Raw genomic sequence first — 16,225 nt, forward strand, 5'->3', positions numbered from 1 at the left:
CTGCGTCAAGTTTAGATTTCGACAGACGCAGAAAAAATGCGGGATTTCTCAGTCGAAATCGTTCATGCCGTTTTCGGTGATGACCACATCGAACGACTTCATGTCGCTGAAAAAGGCCGGCTTGAGCTTGCCGATTTTGCTGCTGTCGGCGAGAAGAATATTCTTTCGTGCCCGGGACATCGCCTTTTTCTTGATCTCCGCTTCGTGAAAATGCGCGCAGGTCGCGCCACGCCGGGCATCGATACCGGCTGCAGAAAGAAATGCCACGTTGATCACAAGCTGATCGAGCATTTCCAACCCCGAGGCACCGGAAAAGCTCGCCGATGCTGGGTGGTAAAGACCACCGAGCATAACAAGGCGAACGTTGGGTTTTCGCGTCAGACGATCGGCGACATTCATGGCGTAACAGATCGCCGTTATGTGAATCTGGTCAGGGAGGAGATCGACCAGATAGGGTAGCGTGGTGCCGCAATCGAAAAACACCGTGTCATCATGGTGAATGTAATCAATTGCTTGTATGCCAACTTGGCGTTTTGCAGCGGCATGACTGTCGGCTGCCTTGGAAATTTCATAGGGATCGCTTTCCGCTTCGACAGCCGGAACGATATGGCCGCCGAGAAACGCGAATTGGCTTGCATTGGCGCTGACATCACGCCGAACCGTCATCTCTGAGACGCCCAGGATCTCGGCAGCATTCTTGATGTGCAGAATGCGATGCTGTGAAAGGGCCTCGGATAAGACTGCGATGCGCCGGCCCCTGCGACTATCCATATCGCATGTCTCCCTTATCGTTTAGACTGGAATAGTGTTCTGATGAAAATTTAACAAGGGACTGCCATTCCCATCTCGTTTGTTCCTCGATCCACGATTCGGCATCTGCGCCGAGATACAGCTTCTGCGCCAGCCGGTTGCGAGAGCATGGGATATCGTCGCAATTTTATATAGAGAAACTCCGCAATTTGAAATGAGAATTGTGACTTGTATTCCATTTTTTGATGGAATAGTCACAAGAGGGCATAAATGGTGCCCGACTTCGGCTGCGGGAGGCGGGGACGACGAGATCGACATTTCGGCCGGCAGGGACGACTTCGTCACGCCTCTGGTCGGGTGGCCCTCCGACCAGAGGCTTCATGCTCGCGACTGCTTAGGACATTCCTGGCTGCGCGTGCTACTCGCCGGCTTTCCTTGCAGCCGTTTCGATCGCATCGGCGACCTTTTCCGGTTGGGATGCGAAGACGGCGTGGCTTGCCTTTATTTCAGTCACGTCGCTTCCGGCACGTTTTGCCATGTCACGTTCCAGCTCGGGGTTGATGGAGCGATCCTCAGTGGCGACGATCGACCAGCTTTTCTTCGTCCGCCATGCCGGCTGAGTGATCTTGGCGGAGAATGCCTGCTTTGCGGCGAAGACCTGTGACTTTGCCATGAAATCGGCTTCGGCTTGCGGAAGGTCGGCTGCGAAATCCGCGGCGAAGGCGCCTGGATCGAGATAGAGATATTTGCCGTCCTTCGTTTCTTTTATATCCATGCTGCCGGCGGGCTTCGAGCTGGCGAGGCTCAGCAGGCTTTCGCCCTTGTCTGGCTGGAATGCCGCGACATAGACCAGGCCCGCGACCACGGGATCGTTGCCGGCTTCGGTGATGACCATGCCGCCATAGCTGTGGCCGACGAGCAGGACCGGTCCGTCCTGAAGGTCGAGAACCCGCTTGGTCGCCGCCACATCGTCGTCGAGCGAGGTAATGGGCTGCTGGACGATGGTGACGTTGAAGCCGCGCTTCTCGAGAATGTCCGTCGCCTTGCGCCATCCCGAGCCATCGGCCAGCGCGCCGTGGACGATCACGATGTTCTTGACCGCGGCAGCCTCTGCTGCGAACGCGATGGCGGTGGTGGCAAATGCAAGCGCTGCAGTGAAAAGAAGACGTTTGTTCATGACTATCACTCCTTTGGTCATTGTTGATGATCGGGATATTGATGCGTTTCAGGTTCAGCCGAATGTGAAGGCGTAAGCCTGCACGCCGGGATCGAGGAAGCGGATCTCGAAATTGCGGGCGGCGACTGTGCCGGACTGGCGGATGAGTTGATAAAGCCTTGTCGCGGTCACCGTGCCATTGCCATCGGCATCGATGTCGGAGCCGTGGTCAGGCCCCGGCGCCTTGCCGTCGATCTTCACCTGGAAGCGGATTGGCTTGTCGCCGGCGCCAGGCCCAAGAACGAGATGCAGATCGCGGGCGCTGAAGCGATAGGTGATGCCGCCGCCCGGCTGATCAAGCGTCGCCTGATCCCGGCCGACGATCCAGGTTCCAGACAGGCCCCATCCATTGAGGCCGGGTTCGGCGATCGAATAGTTGCGCGCCGTGTCGGCCTGCAGCCCTTCGGGAGAGGCGAAGTTCGCCGCCTGTTCGTAGCCGAGATAGGTTTCGCCGGAGCGCATATTGCCGAGATCAGGACCTGCTTCCACGCCCTTGGCATTCGGCACGACCGGCGCACTTGCCGTCGTTTGGCTGCCGACTTCGCGCAGCAGGTCCTGAATGGCCTTTTCGGTCCTGTTGTAATTGCCTTCGCCGAAATGGTGGTAGCGGATCTGGCCCTTGGCATCGATCAGATAGGCGGCAGGCCAGTAGCTGTTTTCGAAGGCGCGCCAGACTTTGTAATCATTGTCGATCGCAACGGGATAACCGATCTGGAAGTCGCCGATCGCCTTCTTGACGTTGTCGATCTTCTTCTCGAAGGCAAATTCCGGAGCGTGGACGCCGATCACCACGAGACCCTGATCCGCATATTTTTCGGCCCAGGCCCTGACATAGGGGATGGTACGAATGCAGTTGATGCAGGAATAGGTCCAGAAATCGACGAGCACGACCTTGCCTCGCAGCTGTTCCGTGGTGAGAGGCTCAGAGTTCAGCCATTCGACCGCGCCGTCGAGCGAAGGGGCGTGGCCTTCGACGGGCAAGTCGCTACGGAAGGGTTTGTTCGCATCGGCTGCGGCGATCATCACCTCGTTGCTCGCCAGCTCGGAAGATGCGCCGCTGAGCGGCTTTGCATGCAGCCTGTCGAGCACGGCCTGTTCCAGCGATGCGGTGCTGGCATAGGAGAGCCGGGCGAGCAGGCTGGTGTCGAGGCCGAGCGCGATGACGGCGACGCCCGCCAGCACGGTAGCGCCGAGCCCCTGACGAATCCTGTCGCCAACGCCGAGCGAACGCTTCATGGCGGTGAATATCCGGCCGCCGACAAGCAGGGCGACGGCAAGCGAACTTGCAGCACCAGCGGCATAAGCGATCAGCAGGAAGGTCGTCTGCAGATTGGCGCCCTGCAATGCGGCTCCGGTCAGTACAAGGCCAAGGATCGGACCGGCGCAGGGCGCCCAGAGCAGTCCGGTGGCAACGCCGAGAAGAAGCGCGCTCTTCACTGTCGTGGTGCCGCGTCCGTGGCCGCCGGCGTTGATCAGATTGTTGCCAAGGTCGACGATCGGCCGGGCAAGCGTGCTTGCGAAACGCGGTGAAAGCAGGCTTGCGCCGAAGAGAGCAAGCAGGACGATGGCGGCAAGCCGACCATATTCATTGGCGCGAATGGCCCAGCTGCCGCCGACTGCGGCCAGTGTGGCGACCAGTGCGAAGGTGGCGGCCATGCCCGCCAGCATGGGCAGCGTGCTCCTGACGAAGGGCTGTCCGGCACGGGCGAAAACGAAGGGGAGGATGGGGAGAATGCACGGGCTGAGGATCGTCAGCGCGCCTCCGAGATAGGCAATGATCAGAAGTGTCATCATCGTTTCCTTTGAAACCGATTGATCGGACTCTGGGCGGCGATGGGGCCTGAACCAGCAACGGCGGGGATATGGCCGGTGTGAAGTATCCCCGATGTGTCCGGCTTTGCGGGAAAATGTACCGAAGTGTCGGGGTAGGGCGGCGGCGATACAAAGCGATACAAACTGCCGCAGTGGCGAGGAAACGGCTGCGGCCATTGCGACCACTTGCTGAGGCAGCGCGATTGTATCGGAATGTATCCAGGCGGCCGGAAGCTACATCCGCATTCAAAAAACGGTTGCTTACGACATATCGGGGATACAAGTAGAACGCCTTTTCGCGACCGTGATCCATTCGACAGGAGTGACCGATGTCAGAGCAAATCAACCATCACCGCCGCCGTTTCTTCGGCATGACTGCAATCGCCCTTGCGGCGGTCGAATTCGGCGTGGCCGGCATGGCCGCCGCCCAGTCGTCTGCGACTGCCGCATCGGTGCCAGCTATAAAGCCCGGAACCAACACGTCCTTCGAAGCGCTGAAGCAGGTCAAGGCAGGCGTGCTCGACATCGGTTATGCCGAGGCGGGAAAGGCGGATGCCCCTGTCGTATTGCTGCTGCATGGCTGGCCCTATGACATCTATAGTTTCGTCGATGTCGCGCCGCTGCTTGCCTCGGCGGGCTACAGGGTGATCGTGCCTTATCTGCGCGGTTACGGGACGACCCGCTTCCTGGACGACCAGACGCCGCGCAACGGCCAGCCGTCAGCGCTCGCCGCCGACATGATCGCGCTGCTCGATGCGCTGGATATCGAGAAGGCCGTCATTGCCGGCTACGACTGGGGCGGGCGGACCGCCAATATCATGGCGGCGCTCTGGCCCGAGCGCTGCAAGGCGATGGTATCTGTAAGCGGCTACCTGATCGGTAGCCAGGAGGCCAACAAGAAGCCGCTTCCGCCGAAAGCCGAACTTGCCTGGTGGTACCAGTTCTATTTCGCTACCGAACGCGGCCGTCTGGGATACGAGAGAAACACCCATGATTTCGCAAGGCTTATCTGGCAGACGGCATCGCCGAAGTGGAACTTCGACGATGCGACATTCGACAGGTCGGCCGCTGCCTTCGACAATCCCGACCACGTCGCGATCGTCATTCACAATTATCGCTGGCGCCTGGGGCTTGTCGAAGGCGAGGCCAAGTACGATGCCTACGAGACGACGCTCGCCGCAACGCCCGTCATTTCGGTGCCGACCATCACCATGGAGGGCGATGCAAACGGTGCGCCGCATCCGCAGCCTTCCGCTTATGCCGGAAAATTCTCCGGCAGATACGAGCATCGCACGATCGGCGGCGGCATCGGCCATAACCTGCCTCAGGAAGCGCCACAGGCTTTTGCCCAGGCGGTCATAGACGTCGATCGTTTCTAGGTCGACGATGCCGGTTGCAGCGCCTCGTTGCTCCGGCCAGCGGAATATGCGTAGGTCGCGTCTGTCGCTTCGGTCAGGAACGAAGCGACCGGCGCGGCCGCTTCTATCGATAAGGAACAGGGAAATATGGATCATGTCGATCACATCCTGATCGTCGATGACGATCGCGAAATCCGCGAGCTGGTATCGGGCTACCTGCAGAAGAACGGCCTGCGCACGAGCGTTGCCGCCGACGGACGGCAGATGCGCAGTTTTGTCGAAGCCAATGCCGTCGACCTGATCGTGCTCGATGTGATGATGCCCGGCGATGACGGGCTGGTGCTGTGCCGCGAACTGCGTGCCGGCCGGCACAAGGCGATCCCGATCCTGATGCTGACGGCCCGCACCGACGAGATGGACAGGATACTCGGGCTGGAGATGGGCGCCGACGACTATCTTCCCAAGCCCTTTGCTGCGCGCGAGCTGCTCGCCCGCATCAAGGCGGTGCTGCGGCGCACGCGGATGTTGCCGCCCAACCTTCAGATCAGCGAAGCCGGGCAATTGTTGACCTTCGGCGACTGGCGGCTCGATACGGTCGCCCGGCATCTTCTCGACAGGGAAGGGACCGCGATTGCGCTGAGCGGTGCCGAATACCGTCTGCTCCGCGTCTTCATCGATCACCCGCAGCGGGTGCTCAATCGCGACCAGCTTCTGAGCCTGACACAGGGGCGCGACGCCGATCTCTTCGATCGCTCGATCGATCTCCTGGTCAGTCGCCTGCGTCAACGGCTGGGCGACGATGCGCGCGAACCGACCTATATCAAGACGGTGCGCAGCGAAGGCTATGTGTTTTCGGTTCCGGTCGAAATATCGGAGCCGCGCCAATGAAGGCGGCAATCCCCTTGCGTTCGGGCTTGACGTGGCCGAGCACGTTGCGGTCGCGGATCTTCCTGATCCTGCTGATCGGATTGGCCTTCGCCTACGGTCTGTCCTTCAGTGTGCTCTATATGGAGCGGTACATGTCGGCCAAGGCGGTGATGCTCGGCACGCTGGAAAATGACGTGGCAACATCGATTGCGGTTCTCGATCGGCTTCCGCCAGGCGAACGCGGCGACCTGCTCGACCGGCTGAGCCGCGGCAATTACCGTTTCGTGCTCGGACCCGGCCTTCCCGGCGTGCCTGATACGTCAAGCAAAGGGGCAGAAATCTCAGGAAAGATCGAGGAGGCCATCGGGCATCGCTTTCCGATCCGTATCGAACGAATTCCTGGCGATGTGAACCGATTGCAGGCGCATTTGACGCTGAGCGACGGAAGCCCCTTGACGATCGACGTCACGCCGAAGGGCGTCATGCCGATCGCCGCATGGCTGCCCTACGTCTTCGTTATCCAGATGGCGCTGCTCATCCTCTGTACCTGGTTTGCGGTTCGCCAGGCAATCCGGCCGCTCGGCGAGCTTGCTGCCGCCGCCGATGCGCTTGACCCGAACAAGGACGGCCCGGCTTTGAGTGAGGCAGGCCCGAGCGAGGTCGCGCATGCGGCACGGGCTTTCAATGCGATGCGGGAGAGGATCGCCCATTACCTCGAAGAGCGCGTCCAGATCCTGGCGGCAATCTCGCATGACCTGCAGACGCCGATCACCCGCATGCGACTGCGCGCCGACATGGCGGAGGATTCGCCTGAGAAGAACAAGCTGGTGAACGATCTCGCCGAGATCCAGCGCCTCGTTCAGGACGGCATTGCCTATGCACGCAGTGCGCATGGCAATGGCGAGAAGAGTGCCCGCATCGATCTCGCCTCGTTCATCGACAGCATAGCCTACGACTACCAGGATACCGGAAAGGCCGTCACGGTCGTCGGCCTGGTTCAGGGCGCCGCCATTACCAAGCCGCATGCTCTTCGCCGCATCCTGTCGAATTTCATCGACAATGCGCTGAAGTTTGCCGGTGCTGCCGAGATCAGCGTCGAGCGTAGCGCCGAGAACGATATCGTCATCACGATTATGGACCGTGGGCCTGGAATCCCCGACGATATGCTGGAGGCGGCCATGCAGCCTTTCTTCCGGCTGGAGCAATCCCGCAACCGGGAGACCGGCGGCACCGGTCTCGGTCTTGCGATCGCCCAGCAGCTGACGGCCAAGATCGGTGGGTCGCTCCGGCTCTACAATCGCGCCGGCGGTGGGCTGGCGGCGGAAATCACTATCCGCTGACATCGGGGCGCGCCGCGAAATTTCGAGACGTTTTGTATGCGAAGTTGTCCTCGATATCGGATGCTACGCTTTGTGACATTTCGGGCGATTTTGGAAACATGGCGGATATATCCGTCAGTCAAACCACACTCCGTCAACCCGGCCGCGCACCGCGGCCAGTCGCCTTAGCGACGCAACAAAGGAGTGTTCCATGACAAAGATTGACAAGGTTCTCTATACCGGCAAGACCCACACGACGGGCGGGCGCGACGGCGCGTCGCATAGCGACGACGGGCAGCTTGATATCAAGCTTTCGCCTCCGGGCAGCAGCCGTGCCGGCACCAATCCCGAACAGCTTTTCGCCGCCGGCTGGTCTGCCTGCTTCATCGGCGCGATCGGCATCGCTGCCGGCAAGCTGAAGGTCAAGCTTCCTGCAGATGCCGCCGTCAACGCCGAGGTCGATCTCGGGGCGACCGACGGCGACTATTTCCTACAGGCTCGCCTCAAGGTCAGCCTGCCGGGCATCGAAGCGGATCTGGCAAGGGCGCTTGTGGATGAAGCGCACCGGACCTGCCCCTATTCGAAAGCAACCCGCGGCAATATCAATGTCGAATTGAGCATTGCCTGACAAATGGGATCGATCGCCAAAAGGAAACATGACGAGGCCAGTCGGGCCTCGTCGACGGAGGAACCAATGAGACTGATGATCATCTGCATTCTGGGGGCGACGATTTTCGCAGCGCCCTGCATCTACGATGTAAGCTCACAGGAGCCGTCGCCGCTTGTCGGCCTCGTGACGGCGGCATCAGCAGCTTCATCCTAAGGGGAGCGGCCGCCGCTCCAGCTGCTCTTTTAGATCACCAGGGAGAAGACAGTGAAACTCTATCAGAACGAAATTTCCTCGGCGACATCTCGAGTCCGCATCGCACTCGCCCTCAAAGGACTGACGGCCGAAGCGCTGCCGGTCACCATCCTCGGCGAAAATTCCGAGAGCCGGCAGGCCGGATATCGCAGTATCAATCCGCAAGGGCTCGTGCCCGCCTTGCTGACGGATAGTGGCGTCCTCATTACCCAGTCGCTGGCGATCGTCGAATATCTCGATGAGATAAAGCCTGAACCGCCGCTATTGCCTGACACCGCGGAAGGCCGGGCGCAGGCGCGGTCGATCGCGCTTGCGATCGCAGCCGAGATCCACGCGCTGCTGCCGCCGCGGATCGGTCTGCATCTCGGCAAGGTCTTCCAGGCGGATGCCGATGCCATTACTGCCTGGAATCGTCATTGGGTCGGTGAAGGAATGGCCGCGGTCGAGGCGATGATCGCCGGCCACAGGCAGGGGGCTTTCGCTGTTGCGGATCAGCCTGGTATTGCCGAGATCTTTCTCTTCCCGCAGGCGATCAGCGCTCGGCGCCTCGGCTTCGATCTCGCCCGCTGGCCTGGTATCGCGGAGATTGTCGCCAGACTGGAGGCGATACCGGCTTTCCAGGAGAACGCACCGGCCCCGAGACAATGATCCAATCCATGAAGAATCGGCCGCAAGTGACTGCGGCCGATTCTCTTCTGGTGTTCTAGCCTTGGCGATAAGACGTCACCTTCATGGCCCGTCGGTCGCTTTTAGCGGTTGACCCTTGCCTGCAGATGCGCGGGATAACGATCGCCTTCCACCTTGATCGTGGCGAGCGCGCTTTCGATGCTACGGAGATCCTCGGCCGTCAGTTCGATCTCGGCGGACTGGATGTTCTCCTCGAGGCGATGCAGCTTGGTGGTGCCGGGAATCGGCACGATCCAAGGCTTCTGTGCCAGCAGCCATGCGAGAGCCACTTGGGCGGAGGTGGCCTTCTTGCGGGAGGCGATTTCTCCGAGACGATCGACGAGCGCCTGGTTGGCCTTTCGCGCCTCCTGAGAAAAGCGGGGCACGACGTTGCGGAAATCCTTGCTGTCGAAGGTGGTCGTTTCGCTGATCGCGCCAGTCAGAAAGCCCTTACCGAGGGGGCTGAAGGGCACGAAACCGATGCCGAGTTCTTCAAGCGTCGGCAGGATTTCCTGCTCTGGTTCGCGCCACCACAGCGAATATTCGCTCTGCAACGCCGCCACCGGCTGGACGGCATGGGCGCGGCGGATCGTCTGGGCGCCCGCTTCCGAGAGGCCGAAATGCCTGACCTTGCCTTCCGCGATCAGCGCCTTGACCGTGCCGGCGACATCCTCGATCGGAACATCGGGGTCGACGCGATGCTGGTAGAAGAGATCGATGACATCGGTCTTCAAACGCTTCAGCGCCTGGTCGGCCACCGCGCGGATCTGCTCCGGCCGGCTGTTCATGCCGCTCTGGCCGCCATTGGCATCGAAGTTGAAACCGAATTTCGTGGCGATCACCACCTCTTCGCGGAAGGGGGCGAGGGCCTCTCCCAGAAGCTCTTCGTTCTTATAGGGGCCGTAGGCCTCAGCCGTGTCGAAGAAGGTCACGCCGCGTTCGAATGCCCGCCGGATCAATGCGGTCGCTTCCTGAATATCTGTCGCCGGGCCATACCCGTAACTCAGCCCCATGCAGCCGAGACCGATGGCTGAGACTTGAAGTCCGCTCTTTCCAAGTTCACGCTTCTGCATAGAAGTTTCCTTTTTTAACCTTGGTATTGCGTGTCGGTGACATGCTCCATCCAGTCGACGACCTTGCCGTCGAGCTGTTCCTGGATGGCGATATGGGTCACCGCCGTCGTCGGCGATGCGCCGTGCCAATGGCGTTCAGCCGGTGCGAACGAGACGACGTCGCCGGCGCGGATCTCCTCGATGGGACCGCCTTCGCGCTGCACGCGACCGAAGCCCGATGTGACAATCAGCGTCTGGCCGAGCGGATGGGTGTGCCAGGCGGTGCGGGCGCCGGGCTCGAAGGTGACGCTGGCGCCAGCCGCGCGTGCAGGGTTGGTCACGGCGAACAGCGGGTCGACACGCACGCTCCCGGTAAACCAATCGGCTGGTCCCTTGCCCGAAGGCTGCGAACCGCTTCGCTTGATCTCCATCTTATCTTCCTTTCGATGTCGGTTGGACGTGTCCACTCGAGTAACAACAAGGTATTTAGGGCGTGCGCCGGGTCGCGATTAGATGGTATAAACGGCAAGAACCCATGAGAAAGTTTCATCAATGCCGCGCCCCGCCGTCAACGACCTCATCGCCTTCCTTGCCGTTGCACGCGCGCAGAGCTTCACAAAGGCGGCGGGCAAGCTCGGTGTGTCGCAATCGGCGCTCAGCCACACCATCCGCGGGCTCGAGGAGCGGCTTGGACTGCGATTGCTGACACGCACGACCCGCAGCGTCGCGCCGACAGAGGCGGGTGAACGCCTGCTCGTTTCCATCGGACCGCGGCTCGACGAGATCGAAAGCGAGCTGGCTGCCTTGAGTGCGTTGCGGGAGAAGCCGGCAGGCACCATTCGCATCAATGCCGGCGAGCATGCGGCCGATGCCGTCCTTTGGCCCGCCTTGGAAAAGCTCCTGCCCGATTATCCCGATATCAATGTCGAGATCATCGTCGACTACGGTCTGACCGACATCGTCGCCGAGCGTTACGATGCGGGGGTGCGGCTTGGAGAACAGGTGGCGAAGGACATGATCGCAGTGCGCATCGGCCCCGACATGCGCATGGCCGTGGTCGGGGCTCCCGCCTATTTCGACACCAGGCCGAAGCCGCTGACGCCGCAGGACCTTACGGATCACAATTGCATCAATCTGCGCCTGCCGACCTACGGCAGCGTTTATGCATGGGAGTTCGAGAAGGACGGGCGCGAACTCAGGGTTCGCGTCGAAGGGCAATTGGTTTTCAACAATATAGCGCTGCGGCTGAACGCAGTACTGGCAGGTCTGGGGCTGGCATACATGCCGGAGAACTTGGTCGAGGCACATCTCGCCGATGGACGGCTGGTTCGCGTCCTCGAGGATTGGTGCCTGCCGTTTTCCGGCTACCATCTCTACTATCCGAGCCGCCGGCATACGTCGCCGGCATTTGCTCTGCTCGTCGACGCACTTCGCTATCGAGCATAAACGCCCACCGTTTCGAGCCGCCCGGACAGGCATATATCCGAACCACTGGTGACCGGCTCTTGCCGGACGCGAAATCATGCCTGCCAGTGATTTGACATTCCATCACTCGCCGCTAATTCACCCTTGAAATTGAAGGAAACAGTGAATGAATACTGCGGCACCTGCCACGAAAGCTCGGACCGGCGTGTCCGGTTTGGATACAGTTCTGGCGGGGGGGCTTTCGCCGGGCCACGTGTTTCTCCTGGAGGGAAATCCGGGAGCGGGCAAAACGACGATTGCGCTGCAGTTCCTGATCGAAGGTGCACGACTTGGCGAGCAGGGGCTCTACATCACCCTTTCGGAAACCGAGAGCGAACTTCGAGCCGGTGCCGCATCGCACGGCATGGTGATCGATGGCAATATCGAGATCTTCGAGGTCGTGCCTCCGGAAAGCCTTCTGGATGCCGACCAACAGCAGAGCCTGCTTTATTCCTCGGATCTTGAACTCGGAGAGACGACAAAGGAAATCTTTGCCGCTTTCGAACGGATCAAGCCACGTCGCGTGGTTCTCGACAGTCTGTCGGAGATAAGGCTGCTCGCGCAAAGCTCGTTGCGCTACCGCCGGCAGATCCTCGCGCTCAAACATTATTTTGCCCGACAAGGGGCGACAGTCCTTCTGCTCGATGATCTGACCTCAGACGTGCTCGACAAGACTGTGCACAGCGTCGTGCACGGCGTCATCCATCTCGAAGAGATGGCGCCGAGCTACGGCTCCGAACGTCGGCGTCTCAGGGTCATAAAATATCGCGGACAGGCCTTTCGCGGCGGTTATCACGATTTCATCATCCAGACCGGCGGCGTTATCGTCTTTCCGCGGCTTGTCGCCGCCGAACACAGGTCGAGCTACGCCCGCGATCAGATTTCCTGCAATATTGCGGAACTCGATCTGCTTCTCGGAGGTGGCCTCGAGCGAGGTTCCAGCACACTCATCCTTGGTCCTGCCGGCACCGGCAAAAGCACCTTCTCGTTTCAATTCCTGATGGCCGCGGTCGCGCGCGGCGAGAAAGTGGCGGCCTTCATTTTTGACGAGGAGTTGGGCCTGCTCTTCACGCGGCTGAAGGCGCTCGGAATGGATCTCGAAGCCATGCGGAACGCGGGTCTTATTCACATCGAACAGCTTGATGCCGCCGAATTGTCGCCGGGCGAATTCGCCCACCGCGTGCGCAACTGCGTCGACAAGTCGGATGCGAAAACCGTGATCATTGATAGTATCAACGGTTATCAGGCTTCGATGCCGGATGAGAATTCGCTGATCCTTCATATGCATGAGCTGCTGCAATATTTGAACAGGCAAGGCGCCAACACCTTCCTTACCGTTGCCCAGCACGGGCTGGTTGGTGACATGAAGGCACCTGTCGACGTCACCTATCTCGCCGACACCGTCATTTTGCTGCGTTACTTCGAGGCGGCGGGAAAGGTGCGGCGGGCAGTCTCGGTGATCAAGAAGAGAACCGGCTTTCACGAGGATACCATCCGGGAGTATCGCATAGACGCTTCCGGCCTGAGGTTCGGCGATCCTCTCGTCGGGTTCCAGGGCGTCCTTCGCGGCGTTCCAGAATTTGTCACGACCTCAACGCCGCTCCTCGCGACCGATGGCGGGGATAGCGGCAATTCCTAATTCCGGCAAACCGAAAGCATTGATCTACACCCCCGTCGGTCGCGATGCCTGGGTGGCGAGATCGTTGGTCGATGAGGCCGGATTGGTATCGATTGCCGCCACCGACCTGCCTGTGTTCGCGTCATCGCTCAGCGATGACGTCGCGCTTGGCGTCCTGACGGAGGAGGCCGTTCGCTCTAGCGATCTCAAGCCGATCGCCGCCTGGGTTTCGGCCCAGCCGAGTTGGTCAGACCTACCGTTCATCGTGCTCACCACACGCGGCGGCGGGCCTGAACGAAATCCGGCCGCTGCCAGGCTTTCCGAGGTTCTTGGCAACGTCACCTTCCTGGAAAGGCCGTTCCATGCGACCTCTTTCATCAGCGTGGCCCGGACCGCATTAAAGGGACGCCTGCGCCAATATGAAGCGCGAGCCCGGCTTGAGGCTCTGGGCGAGGGAGAGCGCCGGTTGCAGACGGCGCTCGCCGCCGGTCGTCTCGGGGCGTGGGAGCTGGAGCTGTCCTCGATGGCCCTGTCTGCTTCGGCGACCTGCAAAGCGATCTTCGGCCGAAAGCCAGACGATGATGTGACGCGCGACGATCTGATCGCAAGCATCCACCCCGACGACCGGGACCTTGTGCTGGCACGCCTGCGCCAGACGATCGATACCGGACGCGACTATTCGATCGAGCACAGGACGATCTGGCCGGATGGATCGCTGCATTGGACCGAGGTCCACGCGCAGCTTTATTCCGACAGATATGGTTCCGCCAGAAAACTCGTCGGCGTCTGCTCCGATACCACCGTCCGAAAGACCATCGAGGAAAATCTGAGACGGCTCAATGAAACTCTCGAAGAACGTGTGAGGGAACGAACCAAAGAGGTCAACGCCGCTCACCAGACCCTGCTCGAGGAAGTCGCCCAGCGCGAAAGAGCCGAGGAGCAGCTTCGCCAATCGCAGAAGATGGAGGCGATCGGCCAACTGACTGGCGGCGTCGCACACGATTTCAACAATCTGCTGATGGTCGTTCTCGGGAATCTGGAGTTGCTTGGCAAGCACGTTGGCGGAGATGCCAAAGCGACGCGTCTGGTCGACGGGGCGATTCAGGGCGCGCGGCGCGGGGCGGCGCTGACGCAGCGGCTGCTGGCTTTTGCCAGACAGCAGGATCTGCAGGTCAAGCCCGTCGATCTGGCCGAGCTGGTCTCGGGCATGAACGACCTGCTGCGGCGCTCGGTCGGATCCTCGATCAGCATCGAAACCATCCTGCCGGCAACCCTGCCGCCGGCGCTGGTCGACGCGAACCAGCTCGAATTGGCGCTGCTCAACCTTGCGGTCAATGCCCGCGATGCGATGCCGGATGGCGGGACGCTGTCCATATCGCTGCGCGAGGAGCAGGTTGCTGGCAATGAGGCTCTCGGCAAGGGAGCCTATCTTGTGTTGGCGGTGGCCGACAGCGGCACCGGCATGGACGCGGAGACGCTGAAGAAGGCGGTGGATCCGTTTTTCTCGACCAAGGAACTCGGAAAGGGCACGGGTCTGGGCTTATCGATGATCCACGGACTTGCCGTTCAGCTCAACGGCGCACTTCTTCTGACCAGCGAGCTTGGAGTGGGAACGATTGCCGAATTGTGGCTTCCGGCGACCGAACGGCGCCCCGAGCAGCCAGCCGAGGCGGAGCTGCCCGTCCCGCAAGCTGCATCCAGACTGAAGATCCTGCTCGTCGATGATGATGCCTTGATCGCCATGAGTTCGGTCGACATGCTTGAGGATCTCGGCCACGAGGTCGTCCAAGCAAACTCCGGCGCGCAGGCGTTGGAACTGATCAGCAGCGGTCAGCATTTCGACCTTGTCATAACCGACTATTCGATGCCCGGTATGACCGGCGCACAGCTTGCCCAGGCCACGCGGGACATTCATCCGGCGTTGCCGATCGTGCTGGCGACAGGTTACGCCGATCTTCCTGCAGGCACCGATATCGATCTTCCGAGATTGGCAAAGCCCTACGATCAGGCTCAGCTCGCCAAGGAAATCGCCAAGGCGATGGCACGCGAAACGGCTCCGCTTCTTAGATCCGGCGGCGGCGCAGGTGGTTCACAGCCTCGCCTGTCCAAGGCCAACGATGTCAGCGATGAAATCGGCGATGGCGCTTGTGTCGTCTAGATCGAAGACCGGCAGGGCCGCATCGGTGACAGCATGATCGGCGGCGATGGCGCGGATATGGGGATCGCTCGGCGCCAACGGTTCACGATTGGCGGCCTCCAGGCGGCGGGCCTCGATCTTCGGGATCGGTTCGCGCTTGTAACCTTCGATCAGCACGAGGTCGCAGGGGGCGAGGCGGGCGAGGATCTCCTCGAACTCGGGTTCCGGCGCACCGCGCAGCTCGTGCATGATGGCGTAGCGGGTGCCGGAGACGATGGTGACCTCGTGGGCGCCGGCCTGGCGGTGGCGGTAGCTGTCGGCTCCGACCTTGTCGATGTCGAAATCATGATGGGCGTGCTTGATCGTCGAGATCCTGTAGCCGCGGCAGGTGAACTCCGTCACCAGCCGGACGGCGAGCCCCGTCTTGCCCGAGTTTTTCCAGCCGGCGATGCCGAAGATTTTCGGTGCGGTCATGCGCGAAGGGCCTCCAGCCAGCGTTCCGCCTCGACGAGATCATCAGGCGTGTTGATGTTGAAGAAGGGATCGAGCAGGCTGGCCCGGGTCGGATGTAGCGGAAACGCTACTTCCGTAACGTCATGCCGCAACAGGAAGTCGCGTACGCGGCGCTTCTGGTCGGTGGCGATCCAGGCTTCGAGATCGGCTGCCAGCGTCACCGGCCAGAGCCCGAAGACGGGATGGCTGCGGCCCTCGGAGGCGGCAATGGCGATCTGCGACGGGTGCTCGATCGCTGCCGCCAGCCGGGCGACGAGATCGGCCGGGAAGAACGGGCAATCGACCGAGACGGTGACGACATGGGTGATCGAGGGCAGGCCGGTGGCATAGACCATGGCAGCATGGATGCCGGCCATCGGTCCGGCCTTGCCGCGAAAACGGTCGGGAACGACAGGCACGCCCTCGGCGGCGGCGTCGGCATTGACGGCAACGTGCAAGGTTTGCTGCGAGAGGCGGGTCAGCACATGGCGGAGCAGGCTCTCGGCGCCAAGCATCACGCCCGCCTTGTCGCGGCCCATGCGCTGCGAACGGCCGCCGGCCAACACGACGCCTGCTATATGAGATTTATCCAACGAGAATTCAGCCATGATC

At 61.0% G+C, this 16,225-nt stretch carries 16 protein-coding genes; 9 read left to right on the forward strand and 7 right to left on the reverse strand.

The window, feature by feature from the left end; translation table 11 throughout:
• Positions 1 to 48 precede the first annotated feature (48 nt).
• The 3 genes from OLZ32_RS01490 to OLZ32_RS01500 form a co-directional block, all read right to left on the reverse strand.
• Positions 49 to 771, reverse strand: coding sequence for a DeoR family transcriptional regulator (locus OLZ32_RS01490; RefSeq protein ID WP_264419518.1), 723 nt, complete (start codon positions 769 to 771; stop codon positions 49 to 51).
• 397 nt (positions 772 to 1,168) lie between these two features.
• The gene (locus tag OLZ32_RS01495; protein WP_029870772.1) at positions 1,169 to 1,927 is read right to left on the reverse strand and encodes an alpha/beta fold hydrolase; all 759 of its coding nucleotides are present in this window, start codon (positions 1,925 to 1,927) and stop codon (positions 1,169 to 1,171) included.
• 54 nt (positions 1,928 to 1,981) lie between these two features.
• Positions 1,982 to 3,757, reverse strand: a complete 1,776-nt coding sequence (locus OLZ32_RS01500; RefSeq protein ID WP_264419520.1) for a cytochrome c biogenesis protein DipZ — start codon at positions 3,755 to 3,757, stop codon at positions 1,982 to 1,984.
• 350 nt (positions 3,758 to 4,107) lie between these two features.
• On the opposite strand from OLZ32_RS01500, the gene OLZ32_RS01505 reads away from it, so the two are divergent.
• The 6 genes from OLZ32_RS01505 (at position 4,108) to maiA (ending at position 8,832) form a co-directional block, all read left to right on the forward strand.
• Positions 4,108 to 5,157: an alpha/beta fold hydrolase gene (locus OLZ32_RS01505; RefSeq protein WP_264395367.1), complete on the forward strand. Its 1,050-nt coding sequence runs from the start codon at positions 4,108 to 4,110 to the stop codon at positions 5,155 to 5,157.
• A gap of 126 nt (positions 5,158 to 5,283) precedes the next feature.
• The gene (locus OLZ32_RS01510) at positions 5,284 to 6,024 is read left to right on the forward strand and encodes a response regulator (RefSeq protein WP_017960754.1); all 741 of its coding nucleotides are present in this window, start codon (positions 5,284 to 5,286) and stop codon (positions 6,022 to 6,024) included.
• Positions 6,021 to 7,343: a sensor histidine kinase gene (locus OLZ32_RS01515; protein WP_017988540.1), complete on the forward strand. Its 1,323-nt coding sequence runs from the start codon at positions 6,021 to 6,023 to the stop codon at positions 7,341 to 7,343. Before OLZ32_RS01510 ends, OLZ32_RS01515 begins: the two co-directional genes overlap by 4 nt.
• Positions 7,344 to 7,533: 190 nt before the next feature.
• Complete coding sequence (locus OLZ32_RS01520) at positions 7,534 to 7,950, forward strand: organic hydroperoxide resistance protein (RefSeq protein ID WP_003540302.1); 417 nt, start codon at positions 7,534 to 7,536, stop codon at positions 7,948 to 7,950.
• A 66-nt stretch (positions 7,951 to 8,016) separates the two neighbouring features.
• Complete coding sequence (locus OLZ32_RS01525; protein ID WP_003540300.1) at positions 8,017 to 8,145, forward strand: hypothetical protein; 129 nt, start codon at positions 8,017 to 8,019, stop codon at positions 8,143 to 8,145.
• A 51-nt stretch (positions 8,146 to 8,196) separates the two neighbouring features.
• Entirely contained in the window at positions 8,197 to 8,832 is a 636-nt protein-coding gene (gene maiA, locus OLZ32_RS01530; RefSeq protein ID WP_264395368.1) for a maleylacetoacetate isomerase, read from the forward strand.
• Positions 8,833 to 8,933: 101 nt separating this feature from the next.
• Here maiA and OLZ32_RS01535 read toward each other — a convergent pair whose 3' ends face one another.
• Positions 8,934 to 9,923: an aldo/keto reductase gene (locus tag OLZ32_RS01535; RefSeq protein ID WP_264395369.1), complete on the reverse strand. Its 990-nt coding sequence runs from the start codon at positions 9,921 to 9,923 to the stop codon at positions 8,934 to 8,936.
• Positions 9,924 to 9,937: 14 nt separating this feature from the next.
• Positions 9,938 to 10,333, reverse strand: coding sequence for a (R)-mandelonitrile lyase (locus OLZ32_RS01540; protein WP_017988536.1), 396 nt, complete (start codon positions 10,331 to 10,333; stop codon positions 9,938 to 9,940).
• A 121-nt stretch (positions 10,334 to 10,454) separates the two neighbouring features.
• On the opposite strand from OLZ32_RS01540, the gene OLZ32_RS01545 reads away from it, so the two are divergent.
• From OLZ32_RS01545 to OLZ32_RS01555, 3 genes are all read left to right on the forward strand, one after another.
• Complete coding sequence (locus OLZ32_RS01545; protein WP_003540284.1) at positions 10,455 to 11,348, forward strand: LysR family transcriptional regulator; 894 nt, start codon at positions 10,455 to 10,457, stop codon at positions 11,346 to 11,348.
• Positions 11,349 to 11,493: 145 nt separating this feature from the next.
• Positions 11,494 to 13,005 (forward strand): ATPase domain-containing protein, encoded by a 1,512-nt coding sequence (locus OLZ32_RS01550; RefSeq protein WP_003540283.1) that lies wholly within the window; start codon positions 11,494 to 11,496, stop codon positions 13,003 to 13,005.
• On the forward strand, positions 12,980 to 15,142 hold the full coding sequence (locus OLZ32_RS01555) for a response regulator (RefSeq protein ID WP_264395370.1): 2,163 nt from the start codon (positions 12,980 to 12,982) through the stop codon (positions 15,140 to 15,142). The genes OLZ32_RS01550 and OLZ32_RS01555 overlap by 26 nt, the downstream gene beginning before the upstream one ends.
• Here OLZ32_RS01555 and mobB read toward each other — a convergent pair.
• A complete protein-coding gene (gene mobB, locus OLZ32_RS01560) occupies positions 15,074 to 15,595 on the reverse strand; it encodes a molybdopterin-guanine dinucleotide biosynthesis protein B (RefSeq protein ID WP_003540281.1) in 522 nt (173 codons plus the stop codon). The genes OLZ32_RS01555 and mobB overlap by 69 nt on opposite strands.
• On the reverse strand, positions 15,592 to 16,221 hold the full coding sequence (mobA, locus tag OLZ32_RS01565) for a molybdenum cofactor guanylyltransferase MobA (protein ID WP_003540280.1): 630 nt from the start codon (positions 16,219 to 16,221) through the stop codon (positions 15,592 to 15,594). The genes mobB and mobA overlap by 4 nt, the downstream gene beginning before the upstream one ends.
• Positions 16,222 to 16,225: the final 4 nt, after the last annotated feature.

The sequence above is a fragment of the Rhizobium acaciae genome (genome assembly GCF_025941625.1).
In the GTDB taxonomy this organism is placed as follows: domain Bacteria; phylum Pseudomonadota; class Alphaproteobacteria; order Rhizobiales; family Rhizobiaceae; genus Rhizobium; species Rhizobium acaciae.